Source organism: Actinobacillus genomosp. 2 (genome assembly GCF_029773605.1).
Lineage (GTDB): Bacteria > Pseudomonadota > Gammaproteobacteria > Enterobacterales > Pasteurellaceae > Actinobacillus.
In genome coordinates this window covers 233,691-257,572 of sequence record NZ_CP103807.1, presented here as the reverse complement: position 1 = coordinate 257,572, position 23,882 = coordinate 233,691, and the positions used below count along the sequence as shown (strand labels likewise).

The 23,882-nt window shown below is 38.3% G+C and carries 23 protein-coding genes and 1 riboswitch; of the genes, 9 read left to right on the top strand and 14 right to left on the bottom strand.

Features of this window, described 5'->3' with window-relative positions; all coding sequences use genetic code 11:
- Nucleotides 1-128: 128 nt before the first annotated feature.
- On the bottom strand, nucleotides 129-1,310 hold the full coding sequence (gene purT, locus NYR60_RS01250) for a formate-dependent phosphoribosylglycinamide formyltransferase (RefSeq protein WP_279467299.1): 1,182 nt from the start codon (nucleotides 1,308-1,310) through the stop codon (nucleotides 129-131).
- Nucleotides 1,311-1,425: 115 nt separating this feature from the next.
- Nucleotides 1,426-3,888: a glycerol-3-phosphate 1-O-acyltransferase PlsB gene (plsB, locus tag NYR60_RS01245; RefSeq protein ID WP_279467298.1), complete on the bottom strand. Its 2,463-nt coding sequence runs from the start codon at nucleotides 3,886-3,888 to the stop codon at nucleotides 1,426-1,428.
- Nucleotides 3,889-4,047: 159 nt separating this feature from the next.
- Here plsB and lexA point away from each other — a divergent pair, with 159 nt between their 5' ends.
- From lexA to NYR60_RS01205, 8 genes are all read left to right on the top strand, one after another.
- On the top strand, nucleotides 4,048-4,680 hold the full coding sequence (lexA, locus tag NYR60_RS01240; protein ID WP_279467297.1) for a transcriptional repressor LexA: 633 nt from the start codon (nucleotides 4,048-4,050) through the stop codon (nucleotides 4,678-4,680).
- A 60-nt stretch (nucleotides 4,681-4,740) separates the two neighbouring features.
- Nucleotides 4,741-5,421 carry a DNA mismatch repair endonuclease MutH gene (mutH, locus tag NYR60_RS01235; RefSeq protein WP_279467296.1) on the top strand — a complete coding sequence of 227 codons (681 nt, stop codon included), beginning with the start codon at nucleotides 4,741-4,743 and terminating at the stop codon, nucleotides 5,419-5,421.
- Between the two features lie 84 nt (nucleotides 5,422-5,505).
- Nucleotides 5,506-6,234 (top strand): TerC family protein, encoded by a 729-nt coding sequence (locus NYR60_RS01230; RefSeq protein ID WP_279467294.1) that lies wholly within the window; start codon nucleotides 5,506-5,508, stop codon nucleotides 6,232-6,234.
- A 41-nt stretch (nucleotides 6,235-6,275) separates the two neighbouring features.
- Nucleotides 6,276-7,313: a beta-N-acetylhexosaminidase gene (gene nagZ, locus NYR60_RS01225; protein WP_279467292.1), complete on the top strand. Its 1,038-nt coding sequence runs from the start codon at nucleotides 6,276-6,278 to the stop codon at nucleotides 7,311-7,313.
- A 72-nt stretch (nucleotides 7,314-7,385) separates the two neighbouring features.
- The gene (gene rlmC, locus NYR60_RS01220) at nucleotides 7,386-8,558 is read left to right on the top strand and encodes a 23S rRNA (uracil(747)-C(5))-methyltransferase RlmC (RefSeq protein ID WP_279467291.1); all 1,173 of its coding nucleotides are present in this window, start codon (nucleotides 7,386-7,388) and stop codon (nucleotides 8,556-8,558) included.
- Between the two features lie 210 nt (nucleotides 8,559-8,768).
- Entirely contained in the window at nucleotides 8,769-10,079 is a 1,311-nt protein-coding gene (gene eno, locus NYR60_RS01215) for a phosphopyruvate hydratase (RefSeq protein ID WP_279467290.1), read from the top strand.
- A 74-nt stretch (nucleotides 10,080-10,153) separates the two neighbouring features.
- The gene (locus NYR60_RS01210; protein WP_279467289.1) at nucleotides 10,154-10,783 is read left to right on the top strand and encodes an NUDIX hydrolase; all 630 of its coding nucleotides are present in this window, start codon (nucleotides 10,154-10,156) and stop codon (nucleotides 10,781-10,783) included.
- A gap of 13 nt (nucleotides 10,784-10,796) precedes the next feature.
- Entirely contained in the window at nucleotides 10,797-11,207 is a 411-nt protein-coding gene (locus NYR60_RS01205; RefSeq protein WP_279467288.1) for a DUF2251 domain-containing protein, read from the top strand.
- 48 nt (nucleotides 11,208-11,255) lie between these two features.
- Here NYR60_RS01205 and recQ read toward each other — a convergent pair whose 3' ends face one another.
- The 6 genes from recQ to NYR60_RS01175 form a co-directional block, all read right to left on the bottom strand.
- Complete coding sequence (gene recQ, locus NYR60_RS01200; protein ID WP_279467287.1) at nucleotides 11,256-13,064, bottom strand: ATP-dependent DNA helicase RecQ; 1,809 nt, start codon at nucleotides 13,062-13,064, stop codon at nucleotides 11,256-11,258.
- Nucleotides 13,065-13,154: 90 nt separating this feature from the next.
- Nucleotides 13,155-13,460 (bottom strand): iron donor protein CyaY, encoded by a 306-nt coding sequence (gene cyaY, locus NYR60_RS01195; protein ID WP_279467286.1) that lies wholly within the window; start codon nucleotides 13,458-13,460, stop codon nucleotides 13,155-13,157.
- 29 nt (nucleotides 13,461-13,489) lie between these two features.
- Nucleotides 13,490-13,699: a hypothetical protein gene (locus NYR60_RS01190; RefSeq protein ID WP_279467285.1), complete on the bottom strand. Its 210-nt coding sequence runs from the start codon at nucleotides 13,697-13,699 to the stop codon at nucleotides 13,490-13,492.
- A 131-nt stretch (nucleotides 13,700-13,830) separates the two neighbouring features.
- Complete coding sequence (locus NYR60_RS01185) at nucleotides 13,831-14,055, bottom strand: hypothetical protein (protein WP_279467284.1); 225 nt, start codon at nucleotides 14,053-14,055, stop codon at nucleotides 13,831-13,833.
- Nucleotides 14,056-14,059: 4 nt separating this feature from the next.
- A complete protein-coding gene (gene tsaD / locus NYR60_RS01180) occupies nucleotides 14,060-15,091 on the bottom strand; it encodes a tRNA (adenosine(37)-N6)-threonylcarbamoyltransferase complex transferase subunit TsaD (RefSeq protein ID WP_279467282.1) in 1,032 nt (343 codons plus the stop codon).
- Nucleotides 15,092-15,178: 87 nt separating this feature from the next.
- Nucleotides 15,179-15,958 (bottom strand): outer membrane protein assembly factor BamD, encoded by a 780-nt coding sequence (locus NYR60_RS01175; protein WP_279467280.1) that lies wholly within the window; start codon nucleotides 15,956-15,958, stop codon nucleotides 15,179-15,181.
- Between the two features lie 150 nt (nucleotides 15,959-16,108).
- Here NYR60_RS01175 and rluD point away from each other — a divergent pair, with 150 nt between their 5' ends.
- Nucleotides 16,109-17,086, top strand: coding sequence for a 23S rRNA pseudouridine(1911/1915/1917) synthase RluD (gene rluD, locus NYR60_RS01170; protein ID WP_279467278.1), 978 nt, complete (start codon nucleotides 16,109-16,111; stop codon nucleotides 17,084-17,086).
- Between the two features lie 39 nt (nucleotides 17,087-17,125).
- Here the strand turns inward: rluD and NYR60_RS01165 are convergent, their stop codons facing one another.
- The 6 genes from NYR60_RS01165 to NYR60_RS01140 form a co-directional block, all read right to left on the bottom strand.
- Nucleotides 17,126-17,839 (bottom strand): YwiC-like family protein, encoded by a 714-nt coding sequence (locus NYR60_RS01165; RefSeq protein ID WP_279467275.1) that lies wholly within the window; start codon nucleotides 17,837-17,839, stop codon nucleotides 17,126-17,128.
- 60 nt (nucleotides 17,840-17,899) lie between these two features.
- Entirely contained in the window at nucleotides 17,900-18,874 is a 975-nt protein-coding gene (gene pfkA / locus NYR60_RS01160) for a 6-phosphofructokinase (RefSeq protein ID WP_279467272.1), read from the bottom strand.
- 108 nt (nucleotides 18,875-18,982) lie between these two features.
- Nucleotides 18,983-20,185 (bottom strand): aminotransferase class V-fold PLP-dependent enzyme, encoded by a 1,203-nt coding sequence (locus NYR60_RS01155; RefSeq protein WP_279467270.1) that lies wholly within the window; start codon nucleotides 20,183-20,185, stop codon nucleotides 18,983-18,985.
- The gene (locus tag NYR60_RS01150; RefSeq protein ID WP_279467269.1) at nucleotides 20,185-20,883 is read right to left on the bottom strand and encodes a thermonuclease family protein; all 699 of its coding nucleotides are present in this window, start codon (nucleotides 20,881-20,883) and stop codon (nucleotides 20,185-20,187) included. Before NYR60_RS01150 ends, NYR60_RS01155 begins: the two co-directional genes overlap by 1 nt.
- Before the next feature lie 66 nt (nucleotides 20,884-20,949).
- Entirely contained in the window at nucleotides 20,950-22,317 is a 1,368-nt protein-coding gene (locus tag NYR60_RS01145; RefSeq protein WP_279467267.1) for an alanine/glycine:cation symporter family protein, read from the bottom strand.
- A 106-nt stretch (nucleotides 22,318-22,423) separates the two neighbouring features.
- Nucleotides 22,424-22,527, bottom strand: a riboswitch (glycine riboswitch).
- Nucleotides 22,528-22,771: 244 nt separating this feature from the next.
- Nucleotides 22,772-23,836: an AI-2E family transporter gene (locus NYR60_RS01140; protein WP_279467265.1), complete on the bottom strand. Its 1,065-nt coding sequence runs from the start codon at nucleotides 23,834-23,836 to the stop codon at nucleotides 22,772-22,774.
- Between the last annotated feature and the right edge of the window lie 46 nt (nucleotides 23,837-23,882).

Genomic DNA, 23,882 nt, shown 5'->3' with positions numbered 1-23,882 from the left:
AAAAAATATTAAGTAAATATAATTAAGTAGAATATACAAAAAAAGAGAGATAAATTTGATATCTCTCTTTACAAAGGAATTAAGTAAAATACCAGTAATTCCATTACTGACATTTTCAACAGAAGGGATTAAAGCTGTACCGCTAATTTTGCATAAGCACGTTCGGCTTTCGCTAAGGCTTTTTCGGTATTCTCATCACGGGCTAAGATGACACCTAAACGGCGGTGGCCGTTTACTTCGCCTTTACCGAATAAACGGATATTGGTGCCAATTTCTTCTAACACTTTATCAATATTGCCGAAGCTTACATTGTTTGATTTACCTTCTACGACAATCGCTTTGGAAGCCGCTGGGCTAATTTGATAAATTTCCGGAATCGGTAAACCTAAAATCGCACGAGCGTGTAAAGCGAACTGTGAAAGTTCTTGTGACGCCATTGTGACCATTCCTGTATCATGTGGACGAGGAGAAACTTCATTAAAGATAATTTCATCTCCACACACAAACAATTCCACACCGAAAATACCTCGTCCGCCTAATGAGGTTGTAATTCGCTCTGCGGTTTCTTGTGCACGTTTTAATGCAAGTTCAGACATCGCTTGCGGCTGCCAAGATTCACGATAATCACCATCTTCTTGACGATGCCCAATTGGTGCTAAGAAAGATGTGCCGTTTACATGACGCACGGTCAATTGCGTGATTTCATAATCAAATTTGATAAAACCTTCCACAATCACTCGTCCGCCACCAGCACGTCCACCTTCTTGTGAATAATCCCATGCTTGCTGAATCTGATCTTCGGATTTAATCACTGATTGTCCGTGACCGGACGATGACATAATCGGTTTAACCACACACGGAATACCAATCTCGACAATCGCTTGTTTAAAATCTTCCAGATTATCGACAAAACGATAAGGCGAGGTTTTTAAGCCAAGTTCTTCTGCTGCTAAACGGCGAATACCTTCACGGTTCATCGTTAACTGCGTTGCTTTTGCTGTTGGTACAACATTGTAACCTTCTTGCTCTAACTCAACGAGTGTCTCCGTTGCAATCGCTTCAACTTCTGGCACTATAAAATCTGGCTTTTCTTGTTCCACTAATGCACGTAACGCCTTACCATCCAACATTGAAATTGTATAAGCTCGATGAGCTACCTGTTGTGCTGGTGCGTTTTCATAGCGATCCACTGCAATCACTTCTACGCCTAGACGTTGTAGTTCAATTACAACTTCTTTACCTAACTCACCTGAGCCAAGCATCATTACTTTTGTCGCATTCGGTCTTAATGGCGTACCAATTACGGTCATTTTTTCTTCCTCTAAAAGTTAAAGCAAACGTTTGCGTGAATTATATAATAAAAGCGGTAAGATTTTGTGAAAATTTTGTAAAATCTTACCGCTTATATATCTAAGCACAGAAAATCTATTCCGTTTTTTCTGTTTCTACCGCTTTTATTTCTGCTGTATCAATGTCTTCGACTTTTTCCATTGCACCTTGAATCGTTAGCTGAATTTCAACGGAAATTAATGCTCTTAAAATGTCTTCCGCTTCTTTAGCCTTCTCAAGAATACAGTTTCCATCTGCATCAAAATAACCTTGTTCTTTCAAACAACTGCTAAACGTTGAAAATAATGCTTTATCGAAAAATTCTGGTGCATTGATACCATGTAAAATAGATAAACGCTGTGCGATCAAACGACTTTCTTTCTCTAAAGCAATACGGTTAATTTCTGGGCGCTCCAGTAAAATACTTAAACTGATGTAATAACGTTGCAAAATCTCACGTATTCCGGCTGCGTGTAGCTGTAATGTTCTAACACGCGGACGGTTGATTTGTAACACATCACTTTCATATTTCACAATACGTTGCGAAGCAAATTCATTAAGAATAGCTTCAACTTGTCCACGAATTTCATTTTCCCCAAAATGTAGGAATAATTCCGCTTTTAAGAACGGATAAATGTGATTTACCGTTTTGATAATCAGATCTTTAGAAACTGATTCGTGATGTAAAATAATGCTTGCCACCAATGACGGTAATACAAACAAATGTTGAATATTATTACGATAATAAGTCATCAGCACCGCAGATTCTCGATCCAAGCGAATGATTTCGCCAAAGCTATCTTTCTCACTAATAACACCCGAACGAGGCAAGGTCAGTACGTGTTCAAGCATTTCATTAGCACTTTCTGTCGGAATAATCACATCGGACGAATAGGCAACATTTTTAAATAACTGTAAATAGCTCTCCACTTGTTCAATGAGTTGTTCCCGAGCTAAAGCACGTTGTCGGGAAGCAAGCAATACCGAACCAATCAGATTTTTCGCATTAATTGCAGCAGCTTTATTAATATTAATCATGACTTGATGAGCTACCGCATCAACTGCATCATTTAACCATTTCGGACGACTATCTTCCATATGTACATCTTTCCATTCCGGGAAGTGCTGATTTAAATAGTTATTCACTTGAATCGGCTCTGCAAAATTCACATAACATTGCCCTAAATTTTTCAATTTTTTAATAACACGTAATACTAAACCAGCATTTTCTTTTTCTTTTTCCGCACCACGTAACTCTTTCGCATAAGTATCCACTTCCAATACGTGTTCATAACCAATATAAACCGGCACAATACTAATTGGGCGAGCTAATCCTCGTTGCAATGCCTGTAAAGTCATAGACATCATACCAGTTTTCGGCTCAAGCAAACGACCTGTACGAGAACGACCACCTTCAATAAAATATTCAACCGAATATCCTCGGTAAAAAAGCTCCGCTAAATATTCACGGAAAATCGTTGAATATAGACGGTTTCCTTTGAATGTCCGGCGAATAAAAAATGCTCCCCAACTGCGGAAAATCGGGCCTGCTGGAAAGAAATTTAAATTAATCCCGGCAGCAATATGTGGCGGAACTAAACCTTGATGATAAAGTAAATAAGATAGCAACAGATAGTCCATATGGCTGCGGTGACACGGAACATAAACAATTTCATGCCCTTCTAATGCCAATTTACGCACTCTATCACCGTTTTGTACATTGATTCCTTGATAGAGCTTATTCCATAACCAACTTAGCACTCTATCTGCCACACGTAGACTTTCATGACTCACATCGGCTGCAATTTCATTCACAATTTTTTCCGCTTCTTGACGAGCTTTTTCAAGCGAAATCTTTTTAGATTTGGCTTCTTCCTCAATTGCCAACACAATAGCAGGCGATTGAATAATTTTATTAAACATTGCCTGACGATCAGGCAAACGAGGCCCCATTGCAGAATAGCGTTGTTTTGCAAAGTGCATTTTAGCAACACGAGCAAGTTTTTGAGCGATCCCCTCATCAGCACCGTGTTCTTCTACCATATAGCGTAATGATAGTGCTTGAGAAAAACGTACAAAGTTATCCCGTCCAAACCAAATCATCGAAATAATACGTTGGAAATTACTCATTAAACGTAAATGAGGTTCCGATTCTTTACCGGGAGATCTTCCCCAAAGCACAGATGCTGGCACTAATTGCACATCTAAATCTTGAAGAGTACGATGTAAATCTAAATAACGATAAAAAATGGATTCTGTTTCGCTTTTGGCTCCTTTCGATTTAAAGAAACGTCGTCCCTCATCTAAAAAGACGTAACGAGGCAATAATTGACCGCTCACTTCATTATTTTGTAATGGATCAGGTAAGTTAAGGGCTAAACAGTTTTTTTGAAGAATTAATAAATCTGTTTGGGAAGTGTAGGGTAATACATAAAGAATCGGTTGCTCTAAATTTAAACCGAGTTCTTTAATAGGATCAGTTGGAATAGAACGAGATTTCACTAATAAAGAAAGTGGGATATTTAACACTTTACGATAAAGATTTAAGAGGCTAGACATTTTTATATCCTTAGAATTGTTATGGTTTACGCCACCTAAGTGTACTCAATTTATAGTTTAGCATAAATTTAAGGAATATTTATGAATTTATCTAGTTACAAATTTCAAATTACTGTATATAATAACAAAAAATCTGTATATAAAGACAGCGAGGAAAAAATGTCACGTAAACACTTAACTGCTCGTCAGCAAGAAATTTTTGATTTCGTCAAACATCATATCGAAACAACCGGAATGCCTCCTACACGAGTTGAAATTGCACGTGAAATCGGCTTTAAATCGCCTAATGCTGCAGAAGAACATTTAAAAGCACTAGCACGTAAAGGTTATATTGAAATGCTTTCTGGTACTTCTCGAGGCATTCGTATTTTAATTGACAATGAAGAAGAAGCAGCAAATGATGATGGATTACCTTTAATTGGTAAAGTAGCAGCTGGCACACCAATTATGGCGATTGAACACGTTGAAAGCCATTATCCAGTAAACGGTGCAATGTTTAATCCAAATGCCGACTACCTACTAAAAGTAAATGGTAATTCGATGGAAAAAATCGGTATTTTAGACGGTGATTTACTTGCAGTACATAAAACAAATTTTGCTCGTAACGGTCAGGTTGTTGTTGCTCGTGTTGATGATGAAGTTACGGTAAAACGTTTAGAGAAAAAAGGCGATCTCATTTATCTTCATCCTGAAAATGATGAATTAGAACCTATTATTGTTGACCCTCGTATTGAATATATCGAAATTGAAGGCATTGCTGTTGGTGTAATTCGTAATAACGCTTGGATGTAAATCTCAATTATATTAGGAGAATAGATATACATTATTCTCCTAAATCTCTTTTATCGCCTTATGCAATTGTCTACTTTCTCACATTCCGAATCCGAATTGCTCGAAAAAGCTAACTGGCTTGCAGGTTTTACACTCGGTGAAATCGCACAACAATTAAATGTTAATGTTCCGTCTGATCTTCGTAGAGATAAAGGCTGGGCTGGACAATTAATCGAAACGGCTTTAGGTGCAAAAGCCGGCAGTAAACCAGAACAAGATTTTGCTCACTTAGGAATAGAACTAAAAACCATTCCTATCAATCATAAAGGCTTTCCGCTTGAAACCACTTTCGTCAGTTTAGCACCGCTGACGCAAAATACTGGTATTACTTGGCAAACTTCACACGTTCGTCATAAATTACAAAAAGTGTTATGGATCCCAGTACAGGGAGAAAGACAAATCCCAGTTGCAGAACGTCATATTGGACAACCAATTTTATGGACTCCCTCATTTGAGCAGGAACAACAGCTTAAAAATGATTGGGAAGAATTAATGGAATACATTATCTTCGGGTGCTTAAATGAGATTAATGCCACACTTGGCGAAGTAATGCAATTACGCCCGAAAGGAAGAAATAGCCGTTCATTGACTACCGCAATAAATCAGCATGGAGAACGAGTTAAATCTTTACCGCTAGGTTTCTATTTACGTAAACAATTTACTGCCGAAATTTTACAGAATTTTTTACGCTCTCCCCTTTAATTTTGAGACAAGTATCGCTATGATTAGCACCTTTTAAATATAGGCAAGAGCTTATAATTTTTCTCTCATTTTGAAGGACATCTTATGTTTGATTGGATTGCTAGCCCCGAAGCGTGGGTTGCCCTCTTAACCCTTACCGGGCTTGAAATCGTATTAGGTATCGATAACATTATTGTAATCAGTATTTTAGTTTCACGTTTACCTATTCATCAACGCCAATCAGCTCGTATTATCGGCTTAGCATTAGCTATGGGAACTCGTATCCTGTTATTACTTTCGCTTGCTTGGATGATGAAATTAGTTGATCCGCTTTTCTCAATTGCAGGAATACCAATTTCTGGTCGTGATTTAATTCTATTACTCGGTGGTATCTTTCTTATTGTGAAAAGTGCAATGGAATTAAAAGAATCTATCGCTGCCGAATCACATGAAGAAAAAGAAGATTCAGTCAAAAAAGCTAGCTTTTTGATGATCTTAGTACAAATTGCGATTTTTGATGTGGTCTTCTCACTAGACTCTGTAATTACTGCGGTTGCAATGGCTGATGATATTCCAGTAATGGTTATTGCTATTATTATTGCAGTTGGCGTTATGATGCTAGCAGCTAAAGCGATTGGTGACTTTGTGGATAATAATCCGACGATCAAAAATCTCGCATTAGCATTCTTAATTTTAATCGGTGTGGTATTAGTTGGTGAAGGCTTTAATATTCATATTCCAAAATCAGCGGTTTATACTGCGATGGGCTTCTCGGTTGTCGTTGAGTTGCTTAATATTAAAATGCGTAAAAACCAAGCGAAACACCAACAATAGTTTACACGCCCTCATTTGAGGGCGTTTTATTAGGATCATATATGTTACTTGTTGATATTAAAGATAAGGAATTAAGCCAAGAAGAAGTGGAAATTCTTGAACATCCGCTTATCTCCGGTTTAATTTTATTTAGCCGTAATTTTCACGATAAAGCTCAGTTAGAAGCCTTAGTAAAATCGATTCGCCAACGGGTAAAAAAACCGTTATTGATTACTGTTGATCAAGAAGGTGGCCGAGTGCAACGTTTCCGTGAAGGCTTTACTAAATTGCCGGCAATGCAAGCGTTTCATACACTTGCAAAAAATCCGCAAGAATCGACCGCTTTAGCTCAGCAGACCGGTTGGTTAATGGCGGCAGAAATGTTCGCCTTAGATATTGATTTAAGTTTTGCACCAGTCTTGGATTTAGGCCATCAATGTAAAGCCATTGGCGATCGTTCATTCGGCGAAAATCCGGATATGATTTTGCCGATCGCCGAAGCCTTTATTGATGGCATGAGAGAAATGGGAATGGCGACGACCGGTAAACATTTCCCTGGTCACGGACACGTATTAGCTGATTCGCATCTGGAAACACCGTTTGATGATCGTCCGAAAGAATTAATTTTTAACCACGATATTTTGCCGTTTAAGCAACTTATTTCAAAAGGCAAATTGTCTGCGATTATGCCCGCTCACGTGATTTATACGCAATGTGATAGCCAACCGGCAAGCGGTTCGGAATATTGGTTAAAACAAGTATTACGTAGTCAGCTTAATTTTAATGGTGTGATATTTTCTGATGATTTAGGTATGAAAGGTGCCGGTTTTATGGGCAATTTTGTCGAAAGATCGGAGAAAGCAATTCACGCAGGTTGTGATTTATTACTACTCTGTAATGAGCCGGAAGGTGTGATTCAAGTATTAGACGGTTTACAATATCAACCGACTAAAATGCAAACTGAACGCCATATTTCCTTAATGAAACGTAAAACGGTAAGTTGGAGAGAACTTGAATCTAGTCCTCGTTATCAGCAAGTACAACAACGCTTAATCGCATTACAAAACGAATGGCTGGAATATAAAGCACAACACTGTTAGTCAGCATCAACTTAGGGCATAACATGATATGCCCTAACAAACCTATATCACTTTCCGTTATTCTTTGTACAAATGATACTAAACTGCCCCCATTTTCAACAGCAACATTGTGTTTCATGCCAATGGTTAGAAAAACCGTATTCTATGCAGCTTATCGATAAAGAAGCAGATCTTATGCGGTTAATTTCGTCTTTTATTTTGCAAAAATTCACAGAAATCTTACCGCCTGTTCAATCTTCACAAAAACAGTTTCGCAATAAAGCAAAAATGGTGGTTTCCGGTAGTGTCGAGCGCCCCGTTTTAGGCATTTTAAAAGATCAAACCGATCCGCAAAGTGGTATCGATCTGTGTGATTGTCCACTCTATCCGACTGAATTTGAAGCACTTTTCCCGATTCTTAAAGATTTTATTGCCCGAGCCGGGCTTGTACCTTATAACATCTCAAAAAAGAAAGGCGAGTTGAAATATATCCTGCTGACTCAAAGCCAATATAACCAATCCGTTATGTTGCGTTTTGTGCTAAGAAGTGAGCAAAAACGGCCGCTTGTTGAACGTGAATTGCCAAATTTATTAGCTAAGCTGCCGAAAGATTCTGTGGTCAGTTTAAATATCCAGCCGCAACACGCTGCAATTTTAGAAGGTGAAACCGAAATTTTCCTCACCGAAAAAACCACGATTGAAGAAAATTTTAACGGCATTCCATTATTTATTCGTCCGCAAGGCTTTTTCCAAACTAATCCGAATGTCGCTAGCCAGCTTTATGCAACTGCACAAAACTGGATAAAAGATTTACCGATCCAACAATTTTGGGATCTTTTCTGTGGTGTAGGGGGTTTTGGTTTACATTGTGCGAAAGTGTTACAAGAGAAGAATGAGAATGTACACTTAACCGGTATTGAAATTTCTGCTTCAGCGATCGCTAGCGCAACAAAATCCGCCGAGCAATTACGACTTAAAAATGTGACATTCGCTTCGCTTGACTCGGCACAATTTGCACTAAACGAGAAAGGCGTAACACCGGATCTTGTGATTGTGAATCCACCTCGCCGTGGTATCGGTAAACCGCTTGCAGAATTTTTAAATCAATTAGGTTCATCCTATCTCATTTATTCAAGCTGTAATGCCCAAACGATGGCTAAAGATTTTGAAGTATTAAGCAATTATTCACTCCAAAAGGTGCAATTATTCGATATGTTTCCACATACATCACATTATGAAGTGCTGACATTTTTAGTGAAAAAATAATTATTTCCCCTACCCTAAACTTGGTAGGCATTTATCTTTTTTACAAAATCCAGGTATAATTAAACTACTTTAGTTTCATTTATCCGTATTCGATCAAAGAACTATGAGATTTTGTGAGCTAACTCATTTTTTTACAAGACAAAAGCGTAAAATATCTTTACTATATCATTATTCTTTTTTTCATTAACTCTCAATTAGAGGATATTAACAATGGCTAAAATCGTTAAAGTAATTGGTCGTGAAATCATCGACTCACGTGGTAACCCAACAGTTGAAGCGGAAGTTCACTTAGAAGGTGGCTTCGTTGGTTTAGCGGCTGCTCCATCTGGTGCGTCAACAGGTTCTCGTGAAGCATTAGAATTACGTGACGGTGACAAATCACGTTTCTTAGGTAAAGGTGTATTAAAAGCTGTTTCTGCAGTAAACAACGAAATTGCACAAGCTATCTTAGGTAAAGACGGTTCTGCTCAAGCTGAAATCGACCAAATCATGATCGATTTAGACGGTACAGATAACAAATCTAAATTCGGCGCAAACGCAATCTTAGCGGTTTCTTTAGCAACAGCTAAAGCTGCAGCAGCATCTAAAGGTTTACCATTATATGCTTACATCGCTGAATTAAACGGTACTCCGGGCGTATACTCAATGCCATTACCAATGATGAACATCATCAACGGTGGTGAACACGCTGATAACAACGTTGATATCCAAGAATTTATGATTCAACCAGTTGGTGCATCAACATTAAAAGAAGCACTTCGTATCGGTGCTGAAGTATTCCATAACTTAGCGAAAGTATTAAAAGCTAAAGGTTTAAATACTGCAGTAGGTGATGAAGGTGGTTTCGCACCAAACTTAGCATCAAATGCAGATGCATTAGCATGTATCAAAGAAGCAGTTGAAAAAGCAGGTTATGTTTTAGGTAAAGACGTAACTTTAGCAATGGACTGTGCATCTTCTGAGTTCTATAACAAAGAAAACGGTTTATACGAAATGAAAGGTGAAGGTAAATCTTTCACTTCTCAAGAATTTACTCACTACTTAGAAGGTTTATGTAACGAATACCCAATCAAATCAATTGAAGACGGTCAAGACGAATCTGACTGGGAAGGTTTTGCATACCAAACTAAAGTTTTAGGTGGTAAAATCCAATTAGTTGGTGACGACTTATTCGTAACTAACACCAAAATCTTAAAAGAAGGTATCGAAAAAGGTATCGCAAACTCAATCTTAATCAAATTTAACCAAATCGGTTCTTTAACTGAAACTTTAGCTGCAATCAAAATGGCTAAAGATGCTGGTTATACAGCAGTTATCTCACACCGTTCTGGTGAAACTGAAGATGCAACTATCGCTGATTTAGCGGTTGGTACAGCTGCAGGTCAAATCAAAACTGGTTCTATGAGCCGTTCAGACCGTGTTGCTAAATACAACCAATTAATCCGTATCGAAGAAGCATTAGCGGCAGCAGGTACACCTGCACCATTTAACGGTTTAAAAGAAGTTAAAGGTCAAGCATAATCTTATTTGATTAGTAATAAATGCCACAGAAATTTCTGTGGCATTTTTGTATATACCTTCATCGAGAATTAAATATGCAAGAAGTTCTACTTTCCGAGCCATGGCTAAAGTGGGCAATAGAAATCCAAAGTATCGCACAAAATGGGATTACTTATACAACAGGCGTTTATGATCGTGAACGTTATGAGCGTTTACGAGAAATTTCAGCTGAAATGTTAAGTTACAAAACGGCTATTCCTATTGATAAAGTGAAATTACTGTTCTGTAATGAATCCGGCTATCAAACACCTAAAATTGATACGAGAGCCGCTATTTTTAAAAATGGACAAATTTTACTCGTACAAGAAAATGACGGTCGTTGGGCATTACCCGGAGGATGGATTGATGTATTTGAAACTATCAACTCCAATACCATAAAAGAAGTAAAAGAAGAAGCCGGTTTAACGGTAAAAACGCAATTTATTATTGCAATTCACAATCAGCATCGTCGTAATGACCCGAATTACCCTTATAGTGTGTTAAAAACCTTTGTTATGTGTGAATTACTCGGAGGAGAATTTGTAGAGAATAGTGAAACTATTGATTCTCAATATTTCTCTCTGAAAAATCTTCCTGTACTTGCTCAAGAAAAAAATAGCAAAGAACAAATTGCTTTATGTTTTGAAGCTTACCAAAGTACAACTTGGCAGACCCAATTTGATTAAATAGGGAAAGATAATGTTATATTCTGTTTTAACTGACCAATTACTTATTGGTCAAGGCTACCGTAACGGTGCCCATTCTACACAACACGAACATCTCGTCGTGATGTTTGAAGATGATGGCGAAACCGGCTATTTTTATGCGATGGATTTACACCAGACAGAAAATCCTGTGGTAGACAGCTTATTTGTCTATAGCAAAGCGGATATTGACGAAAAAACCTTATCAGAACCACGTCGTTTAGAAATTTGTTGGTCGGAAAACGGCTATCAAGCGTTTTTATTACTAAACGGCTATCCGCACGCGGCTTTTGATTTTAGCCAATTTGTCGGCTATAACCACACAAAATTCCCTCAACCGGAATTAGACAGTATGTGGGTGCACAAAGAAACTAATGCTGAATTAGTAGAAAAGTGGCTGGGCTAATAGCTGAACAAGCGGTTAAATTTTGCGAAATTCTTACCGCTTGTCTACTTATTGGCGATTGTTACAATGTTCTCGAATCAAACTTAAAAATGCACCACCGAAACGTTCTAATTTACGCTCCCCCACTCCGTTAATATCCAACATTTCCACCTCGCTAAGCGGTAAAAATTCCGCCATTTCTTGCAAAGTCGCATCATTGAATACCACATAAGGTGGGATATTCTCTTTATCGGCAATTTGCTTACGTAGAAAACGCAAACGAGCAAATAAGTCTTTATCATAACGAACCGAAGTTTGTTTCTGTACATAAGCCGTTGCTGAAAACGTTAAACGAGGCATTGCTAATTCGAGCTTTTTCTCCGAACGCAATACCGGACGAGCTTCTTCAGTTAACTGTAGAGCTGAATGATTAACAATATTTTGACGAATTAGACCAAGATGAATCAGTTGACGAATAATACTTAGCCAATAATCTTGGCTCTGCTCTTTGCCGATGCCGTACACCGAAAGCTGATCATGATTAAACTGACGAATTTTCTGATTATTCAAACCACGCAATACACCAATCACATGATGTGCACCAAAAGTTTGACCGGTACGATAAATCACCGACATTACTTTTTGCGCATCCAATGTCCCATCATATTTACGGGGTGGATCTAAACAAATATCACAATTTTTACACGGCTCTTGGCGTGATTCACCAAAGTAATTCAGCAATACTAAACGGCGACAAGTTTGTGATTCGGCAAAAGCGCCAATCGCCTGTAATTTATGTTGTTTTATATCTCGCTGTTCACTTTCCGGTTCTTCCAGTAACACCTTTTGTAGCCACGCATAATCGGCAGGATCATAAAATAACACCGCTTCGGAGGGTAAATCATCACGTCCTGCACGCCCGGTTTCTTGATAGTAAGATTCGATACTGCGCGGCAAATCGAAATGCACGACAAAACGCACGTTCGATTTATTAATCCCCATTCCAAAAGCAATCGTTGCCACTACGACCTGAATATTATCTCGCTGAAACGCATTCTGAACCGTTTCTCGCTGCTGAACCGACATTCCGGCGTGATAGCCCATTACTGAAATCTTACGCGCTGCCAGTTTTTCAGTAATTTCTTCAACTTTTTTACGGCTGTTGCAATAAACGATACCGCTCTTGCCCTGTTGCTTACTGATAAATTTTGCTAATTGCTCCATCGGCTTAAATTTTTCTTGCACTGTATAGCGAATATTCGGGCGATCAAAACTGCCTAAATAAGTATGCGGTGCTTTTAAGCGGAGGTGCTGTAGAATATCGTGACGAGTCGTTGGATCTGCAGTTGCCGTTAATGCCATCAACGGCACATTCGGAAAGGTATCACGCAAATTGCCTAATAAAGTATATTCCGGACGAAAATCATGTCCCCACTGCGAAACACAATGGGCTTCATCCACCGCAATCAAACTAATTTTGCATAGCGAAATAAAGTGAAAAAATCCTTGAGTCATCACCTTTTCCGGTGAGAGATAAAGTAATTTCAGCTGACCGGAAAGCGCTTTCTGTTCAACTTGTTGCTGTTCTTCGAACGTTTGGCTGGAATTTAAAAAGCCGGCTTCGATACCATTAGTTAGTAGCTGATCGACCTGATCTTTCATCAAAGAAATGAGTGGAGAAATCACTAGCGTAATGCCATCTAAGCAAAGTGCCGGCACTTGATAACAAAGCGACTTACCACCACCGGTAGTCATAATCACAAGACAATCTTTTCCTGCTAATACCGAATCAATCACTTCTTGCTGTCCATGACGAAAAGATTGATAACCGAAGACATTATTTAACACATCTTTGGCGGCAGGTTGAGATAATTGCATTGTGATTCCAATAAGATAAGCTAAAAAGAAATAGACAAGCGGTCAAATTTGCAAAAATTTTTACAAACACGACCGCTATTCATTTATTGATTAGAAACTAACTTGTTCTCCATGACGAGCAAAGGCTTCTTCAAGGTGCGTCCAGAAAGATCGTCCTTCTGCAGTAACCCATTCGCCATCATGGAAAGCAAAATGGAAACCACCTAATTTGCTCGCAAGCCATAGCTCTAACATTGCTTCTTGTTTATTGATGATAATTTGCGATTCATCATCAAAGGTAAGAGTGCAAACTGCACCTTGAATTTCAGTATCGACACTTAAACCTTCGTCATCAATTTTTTCTTCGATTTGTTGCCATACTTGTTCAACTTTTTGATGAAATTCTGCTACGTTCATTTTTTTCCTCGTTTAATCTCAATATGTTACTAAATATTATTTACAAAATTACGTTTATATTTAATATGGCTTTGGATATTTTTCTCTGAATCTTTTTTATCCCAAACTTGTAGTTTCCAAGGATAATAAAAGTTACTGGCATTTTTAAAGTAAATATGAATGCCTAGATATTCTTCTTTATCTCTCAAATACCAATTTTTTAAGCCATATTTATCTTTCCACTCATCTAAACGTTCCATAATCTCTGCGATTTATTCACTAGAAACGATTATCCTCGCACCAAAAATGTCATTCATAATGCTATTAACTGGATAACCTTCACTACGAGACTCAAAACGTTTGATTTTATCTAAAATAGATTCCGAGGCTTTTACTCGATAAAAATAAGGAATATCGTATAAATCCGCAGGAATAAATAATCATTGATCGATTCGTGTAAATTTAAACGGTAAGATAAAATATGCTCTGTTGGCACTTTAGCAAGCGCATGTTTTAAGTTTACTTTGGCAACTTTACCCGTTTCAAAATAATCTTCCGAAAAAGCTAAATGCAGCTTATTTATTTCAACAATTAAACGCTCAATTTTTTCTAACATAACCTTACCCGATTTTTGGTAATTCAGTCATTGGCCAGCGAGGTTTAACACTCACACTCAAATCGGTAGTTTCGCCGTTTTTTAAACGTAGAAAACCGGTGTAAGCAATCATTGCACCATTATCAGTACAAAATTGCGGACGAGGATAGTATACCTCTCCTTTTAAATTTTTCATCATTTCAGCTAAATCGGCACGTAATTGTTTATTCGCACTCACACCGCCAGCCATCACAAGACGTTTATAACCGGTTTGCTGTAAAGCTCGTTTGCATTTGATGATAATCGTATCCACCACTGCTTGTTGGAAAGCATGCGCAATATCACAGCGAGTTTGTTCGTCCAACTGTCCGTTCTCATTTAAATGGGCATTAATCGTATTTGCGGCAAAGGTTTTTAGGCCCGAAAAGCTGAAATCAAGCCCTGGTCTGTCCGTCATTGGACGAGGGAAAACAAAACGATTCGGTGTACCTTTCTCAGCTAATTGTGATACCGCCACACCAGCCGGATAATCTAAGCCAAGTAATTTACCGGTTTTATCGAAGGCTTCGCCTGCCGCATCATCAATTGACTCGCCAAGAATTTCGTACTGTCCAACGCCATATACTTTGACTAGTTGCGTATGTCCACCAGAAATTAATAACGCAACAAACGGAAATTCCGGTGGATTTTCTTCCAACATCGGCGCCATCAAATGACCTTCCATATGATGTACACCAAGCGCCGGCACGTTCCAAGCATAGGCGAGTGAACGAGCGATCGTTGAACCGACTAATAATGCACCAACCAATCCCGGACCGGCGGTATAAGCAACGCCATCAATATCATCTGCGGTTAAATTTGCTTCTTTTAATGCTTCTTGAATCAATGGTAATGTTTTACGGATATGATCTCGTGAAGCCAGCTCCGGCACAACACCGCCGTAATCCGCGTGCATTTCGATTTGGCTATAAAGTTGGTTTGCGATTAAACCTTTATGTTCATCATAAATTGCTACTCCCGTTTCGTCACAGGAAGTTTCAATACCTAAAATTCGCATATTTTCGTCTTACTTATGAAATGGGAAAGGGGCATTATTCAAAAATAACGCCCCTAAACTTGCTAAACTTTCAATAAAATCAAGCAATTAGAATTGTTCACTGTATTCAGGCTTATTAATTTCAGGGAAAGTTTTATCTTTATTTGCTTCAATTAATCCAGCCACTTTCTCTGCTGAATCTTTGACGCCCATTTGATCATAGGCTTTTTGCATATAAGCTAAAGCCTCATAGGTTGGCTTACTTTCCGGATAAAAACGCATCATTTCTTCTACGCGATTTACTACTGCGACATAAGCATCTCGCTCATCATAGAACTTCACGATTGCTAATTCGTGTTCTGCCATACGATTAATCAAATATCCCATCCAATTCTGAGCATCACGAGCATATTGGCTTTGTGGATAATGTTGAACAATTGTCTGGAAACTACCATACGCATTACGTACGCTATCTAATGCACGAGAGGCACGATTTACCCCAAAGAAATCTTGAATAAAGTTATCACCTAAACGTGCATTACTTAAACCTGCTAAATAATAAACATAATCCATACTTGAACTGTTCGGATAAGCACGTACAAAACGTTCCGCTGCATCTAATGCTTTGTAATATTCACCGATTTTATAATTTGCATAAATTAAACTTAATTGCGTTTGTTCGCCGAATGAACTTTGTTGGCCACCTTTGGTCCCAACAGCATCTAAGTAACGGATTGCTGAATTATAATCACCGTCTTGTAAATAGGTTTGCCCTTTAGTATAGAGATCCTGTGCGGATGATTCTTCTAATTCTTTATTCGCACTAGAACAACCTACGACTAAAAGCCCAGCTAAGACTAAAGAGGCAAGAGAAGTAAATTTACGCATATTATTTTACCTATAAAAAGTGTGTGCAATGAAAAGTTAATGTACAATGGTTATGTTTGACCAATGGCATTTTGCTAAGTTCATACAAATAGCCTTATTTTATAGAACATCGCTAAATAAGCAACAAACAAATATTGGAATTTATATTTAATGACTCAACAAATGACATTAACGGCAGAAGTGACTGCCGATTTATTAGGCTGTCGTCTTGACCAAGCTCTTGCTCAACTCTTTCCTGACTATTCTCGTTCTCGTATTAAAGTTTGGATTGAGAGTGATTTAGTAAAAGTAAACGGAATTATCATCAACAAAGCACGAGAAAAAGTGTTCGGTGGCGAAAGTGTAGAAATCCAAGCGGAGATAGAAGAAGAAATTCGTTTCGAACCACAAGATATTCCGCTAAATATTGTATATGAAGATGATGATATTATCGTAATTAACAAACCGAAAGATTTGGTCGTTCACCCGGGTGCAGGTAATCCGGACGGTACGGTACTTAATGCCTTACTACATTACTATCCGCCAATTGCTGAAGTACCACGTGCAGGTATTGTGCATCGTTTGGATAAAGACACAACCGGTTTAATGGTTGTGGCAAAAAATATTCCGGCACAAACACATTTGGTAACTGCATTACAAAAACGCCGCATTACGCGTGAATATGAAGCGGTAGCAAGTGGTGTGATGACACAAGGCGGTAAAGTGGATGAGCCTATGGCTCGCCATCCAACCAAACGTACCGCAATGGCAGTACACCCTATGGGTAAACCGGCGGTAACCCATTATCGTATTATGGAACGTTTCCGCAACTATACTCGCTTACGTTTGCGTTTGGAAACCGGACGAACACACCAAATTCGTGTGCATATGGCACATATCGCTCACCCATTATTAGGTGACCAACTCTATGGCGGTCGTCCTCGTCCGCCCAAAGGCGCTAGCGAAGAATTTTTGGCTGTACTACGAGGCTTTCAACGCCAAGCATTACACGCAACTATGCTACGTTTAGAACATCCGATTACCGGCGAATTAATGGAATGGCACGCTCCGTTGCCGGACGATTTTGTTGAATTAATCGAAGCCTTAAAAGCGGATTATCAGCTTTATAAAGATGATTTAGACTATTAATGAAAAGTCTGTAGCCTTGAATGGTTACAGACTTTTTGTTTATGGCGAGTAAATCAAGCAGATAAAGAATATAAATACAGTTATAAATTCTAACATTCCTATCTGTTTGACGTTTAAGCCGAAACTTGGCACAAGTGCAGCTCGCATAAATCCAATTAAATAGGCAAAATACAACCAGTGATACCCCAACCACCAATAAATCATTGCTAATAATAAATGCAAGCCTAAGCTCAATTCCATAAATAGCGGATTCTTCCTCTCTCTGACCATACTTTTTACATAAAAGGTTGTGGCAACAAAGAATAAAGTCGGATGAATCAAGATTGCCCAGTCATATTCCATACTCATTAAATACCCGCTTGCCATACCAATCACACCAAAGGTCAATATACCAGCAAGATCGTTATTAAGATGACGTTCGTCTTTTTGCTTTGCATAATAAGTCTGTACTAATCCAAGCGGTAAAATAATCAGTAAAAATTGCAAAATATTCGGCTTATCCATAATCACCGGTAAGGCGAAACCAAGGCTTAGAACAAAATAAATCATTGCCCATTTTTTATTACGAGCAGTCGGTTTTTTACTAAATAATGCAAGATAGGGATAAGAGAATAGGTAAAGAAATAACCAAGAAAGAGCAAACCAAATATGCTGGTAACTAAAACCGCTTTTAAAGCCGGCATATAAGAACGGCACAAATGCCATGACTAACGCTCCGTGTTGATTGGATATAACCGGTTTATCTTTCAGCATAAAATACCTTACTTAAAACAAAAGGCGACTAAAATAGTCGCCTTTGTATACTAGAAAAAATTAGAATAATTTTCTAGCTGCTTCAAAGAGCTCTTCTTTAAACGGACGACGCATATTATTAATTGCATCAATAATATCGTGGTGTACTAAATTCTCATTTTTAATACCGACACAACGACCACCGAAACCTTGTAATAATAAGTCTACCGCATATACGCCCATACGAGATGCTAAAATACGGTCGAACGGACAAGGTGCACCACCACGTTGGATATGACCCAATACCGTTGCACGGGTTTCATGGCCGAAGCGTGCTTCGATTTCTTTGGCTAATGCTTGAACATCCGTCATTAATTCGGTAATCGCAATAATTGCGTGACGTTTACCTTTACTAAAACCGTCTTCAATATTACGCATTAATGATTCTTTATCTAAACCTTTTTCTGGCACGATAATGTATTCACAACCACTTGCTAATGCCGCACTAATAGTTAAATCACCACAATGACGACCCATAATTTCTACGATAGAAATACGTTGATGTGAAGTAGATGTATCACGTAAACGGTCAATCGCTTCTACTGCCGTTTCTAATGCAGTTTGATAACCAATTGTGTAATCCGTACCCACAATATCATTATCAATAGTACCTGGAATACCGATACACGGATAACCGAATTCTTCAGTTAACAGTTTCGCTCCCATATAAGAACCGTCACCGCCGATAACCACTAACGCATCAATTTCATATTTTTTTAGTGTTTCTACCGATTGTTTACGCACTTCTGGATCTTTAAATTGAGGGAAACGTGCCGAGCCTAAAAATGTACCGCCACGGTTAATCGTTTCAGATACGGAACGACGATCAAGTTTGATTACTTTATCATTATATAAACCGTAATAACCGTCTTGTACGCCGTATACTTCTAAGCCTTCGTTTAATGCAGCACGCACCACACCACGAATCGCAGCGTTCATACCCGGTGCATCACCACCACTCGTTAGCACGGCAATTTTTTTGATTTGTTTAGTCATTTTAGACACCTTTTGTTATAAATTTAAAATTGTAAAATAAATCGAAATTGGCGTGAAGATTACCTTATTTAGGGTATTCGTTCTAGCAAAATTTAAATTTTTTTTGATCTAATCCACTAAAATATCTAGGGCTAAATCCAAGGAATTAAACAATCGTTCCAAATCTACACTATTATTATAATGAGCTAAGGAAATTCTCAATGTACCGCTTTGTTTTAAATAAGTTAAATAGGGTTTAGCACAATGTTCTCCTGCCCGTAAAGCAATCTTACTCTCTGCCATGACTGACGCAATATCGGCATGATGAATCCCCACGAAAGTAAAGCTGATTGTAGAACAGCCTTGTTGTGAAAAAATTTGAATATTCTTATAATTTTTTAACCGCTTGTAAGCCGTTTCTGCCAAGTTACTTACTGACTGATTTAAAGCATCAAAATCCCATTGTTTCAACCATGCTAAAACTGAACCAAAGCCAATAATCCCAGCAATATTTGGGGTCCCAGCTTCTAAGCGATAAGGTAAATCAGCAACGGAAAGCGAGGATTCAGATACATCATTCAGCATTTTACCGCCGAAAAATAGCGGTTGAATTTGCTCTAAACTTTGCAATTTTCCAGTTAATACGCCAACTCCAGTCGGACCATACATTTTATGTGCGGAAAAAGTATAAAAATCCGCACCCAGTTGTTGCACATCAACCTTTTCGCAACATACCGCTTGGGCACAATCTAATAAAATCTTTGCATTTGAATGTTGGCGAATAATTGGAATGAGTTGCTCAATAGGCTGGCGTACACCAGTAACATTTGAAACTAAATTCAAAGCAACAATTTTAGTCCTTTTAGAAATAGCATGCTGTAAAGTGGTCGGATTTATCTGAAAATTTTCATCCAACGGCAAAACAACCAATTTTGCGTGCTTACGTAGTGCTAACTGTTGCCACGGAATAAAATTTGCATGATGTTCAGCAACCGATATGATGATCTCATCATCAGCTTGCATTAAATACTCTAAACCATACGCCACTAAGTTAATCGCATGAGTTGTACCGTTTGTCCAAATAACCGCATTACGAGATTCTACATTAAAACGAGCGGCAACTAAATCTCTTGCTCGTTCATAGGCTTGGCTTTGAGCAAGATCATATTGGCTGCGATGCACCGAACCAGCCGAGGCATAAAATTCTGTGGTGCTATCAATCAATACTTGAGGTTTTAAAGCAGTTGCTGCTGAATCTAGATAGGTCCATCCGACTTGTTGCTTAAAAAAAGGAAACTGAGCTCTAAATGCTTCCGTTTGTTGCATATTCATTAATGCTTCGCCTCTCGATACAATTTATTACAAGGAATACCGTCATGATTACCGTCCATTGTTTTGGAGCCACATTGGTCAAAATAACGTTTCGCATTTTGGTAATCACTAAAATCGCTACAATATAAGGTCTGACTACAATCAATCGCCTCAGCTTTAGCAAGCGGTCGTTTTTTCCAAATATCTTGCCAATTCCAGCCCCAATCAGACCGCTTGTCATGACTATGTACCTTTCGCCATTCTGCCGGATCAATAGGAGATTTATCTTGCCATAAACCTATCTCCGCTTGTTTTGCTTTCAGCATCGCCTGCTCATAAATTGGTTGCGTTTCACGATACGCCCACGCCATACCTTTTTTGACTAATAACAAATTGATATTACGATTCTGTTCGTCATAAACGACTGCTAAAACACGCTGATAGCGATCATAACCGCTACTATGTAATATCACTTGTTGCTTAAACACTAAATTTGCCAAAGCTTGTTTCGCTTTCTTGCCGTAAGGTTGGGCTGATTCCGGTGCATCTATATATAATAAACGAACTTTAAGCTGTGTACGTTTATGCAAACACGTCAAAGTATCGCCATCGGTAATACCAACCACTTTACAACTTATTCGTTCATTTGAATCAGCATAAACACCCGATGTAAACAATAAATTAAAAGATAAAAAAATTAAAAAATAGCTAAATTTCATATAAAAATAAAAAAGTGTAGGTTTTACCCTACACTTTAACAGATTTTCAATCACTCGGCGTAAGCCTTATTCAAGTTCGCCGTTTTTTAAACGGAAGAAATAATTTTTAGTTTCTTCAATAATCACTTTACGTAATGCGATCAATGCAATCAGATTTGGAAATGCCATTAAGCCATTCACGATATCCGCAATTGTCCAAATTGTATTTAATTGTAAGAACGGTGCAGATGCAATCAATAAAATAAATAGTAAACGATAGAATTTAATGCCTTGCGTTTTACCATTCGTTAAATAAACGAAGCAACGCTCACCGTAATAACACCAACCTAAAATCGTCGTAAATGCGAAGAAAATTAAACCGATCGTCACAACCACTGCACCGAACGAACTTTCCAACCCCTGGTTAAATGCTAAATTGGTTAATTCCGCACCTTTAGCCTCACCGGTCCAAGTTCCAGTTAACACAATAACTAAACCGGTCATAGTACATACAATAATTGTATCTAAGAAAGTACCCGTCATTGAAATTAAACCTTGACGCACCGGCTCTTTAGTTTGTGCTGCTGCGGCGGCAATCGGTGCAGAACCTAAACCTGATTCATTCGAGAAAATACCACGTGCAACCCCTAATTGAATCGCTTGCATCACCGTGAAACCGAATGCACCGCCTAATGCTGCTTCCGGATCAAATGCTGCATGCACAATTAATACGATTGCATCCGGTACTTTTTCTGCATTCATAATTAAAACGCTTACTGAAGCAATCACATAAGCAATAGCCATAAACGGTACGACAATCGTTGCAATTTTAGAGATACGTTTAACTCCACCTAATACGATCGATGTCACAACCAAGGTTAAAATAATTGAACTGAATACGACTGGTACATCAAAGGTCGATTCTAATGAGTGAGTAATACCATTGACTTGTGGGAATGTACCGATCCCTAATAATGCAACCAATACACCGAAGAAAGCGAAGGCTTTTGCCAACCATTTCCACTTTTTACCCATCCCCATTTCGATATAATACATTGGGCCCCCGGCAACAAAACCGTCTTTATCACGGCCGCGGAATTTAATTGCTAATAACCCTTCCGCATATTTGGTCGCCATACCGAATAACGCAATCAGCCACATCCAGAATAATGCACCTGGTCCGCCTGAGTGAATAGCCGTTGCCACACCGACAATATTACCGGTACCGATAGTTGCCGCTAAGGCAGTAGATAATGCAGCAAAAGCTGAAATATCGCCAGATTGTCCCTGCCCCTTTTCAGGTTTAAACATATAGACAAAAGCACGACCTAATTGAGAAAATTGAATACCTTTGAGTACAAGAGTTAAATATAAACCGACACCGGAAAGTAAAATTAAAAGCGGAGCACCCCAAATAAGGCTGTTGATTTGATTAAGAATTGCGTCAAATGACATTGTTGGTTCCTCGTAAAATTTAATTACAAGGAAAGAAAAGCAGACTATAAGCGGTTAAATTTTGCCAAAAAATTACAAAAAACCACCTATAGAAAAATAGGTGTTACTTTTCTCCCCTGTCCTTTTGCCTGAGCGTTTCATACTTACGTACTTGCGCCTTCGGCGTCCATTTTCCATTAATTTGGATTGGATCTCTCCAAGGGTTCGTCCAGTAACTGTCCTCGCTATTGCTAGCACCTGAAAGATTTTACCTCGTCGGTAGAGCTTACCACTCTTCTCCAGCTACCTTCATCCGAACATATCTTTTCTAAAAAAGAATATGTATGATTCTACATATTCTTTAACTGCCGTCAATAGTTCAAAAATACATTTTAACGCAAACGTTTGCTTTTTGATTATAGATTACACAATATAATGAAAAAACGACCGCTATTAATAACGGTCGCTTCTTTAGTTAATCATTACCCTTGTTAGGCAAAGAAATTTCTGAGACATCTCCCAGTAATATTGCATAACGGCGAGTCGATTGACTGGACTCCAAAGCAATTTTTAATGCCATTGTAAGTGGAACAGATAATAACATACCAACCGTACCGAGCAACCATCCCCAGAATAATAAGGAAAGAAATACAACCAATGTTGATAATCCCAAACGCTTTCCCATCATTCTCGGCTCTAATACATTACCAAACAGCATATTTATACCGACTACACCAACCAATACGCCGATACCTATCGAGAAACCATTTAATAAAAGGGCTTGTAATACAATCGGAATCCCTGCCAAGAATGAACCGATATTAGGAATATAATTAAGTAGAAATGCAAGTGTTGCCCAAAGCACTGCATATTGAACATCAAGCATAACCAGTAAAATCCAGATTGAAATGCCGGTCAATGCACTCACTACGGTTTTCACCCCTAAATAGCCGATTACGCCGTCTAGAACTTGATTAAGATAATATTCTTCATTTGATAAATCATCATCAGGGCTTAGTGCTAATGCTAATTTATATTTCGCCATTGGCGATTCAAACAGCATAAAGATAACGACGAGAAACAATACAAAAATATTCGATACCACACCTGAGAAACTCAGTAACAAATGACTGACAAAATTCATTACCACGCTAGGGTCAAATTTACTAATTATCTCTTCTTGAGTCACACTAACTGGTAAATTATAGGCTTTAATCAAAGCGAACACCGTATTTAAACGCTCAGTAAGTAATACTTTGTATTGTGGAATGGAAGCGGTAAATTCCTGAATTGCACCGTTCACCATACCCGCAATAAAAAAGAAAACTAAAATAATTAGTCCTAATAATAGGCTAATTGCAATGCCTAATGGTATATGACGATTCGTCATAAATTTGATAATCGGTGAACAGATAATCGCAATGAACAGCGAGAGTAAAAACGGAATGATAATTTCTCCCGCCATTTTCACACCGGCAAGAATGACAATGATTGAAGCCGTAGCGACTAAGACTTTAGTCAATGATGAAGTATGTTCCATAATTTCCCAAAAAATGAGCTAGAATAAAAAAACAAGCGGTCAAATT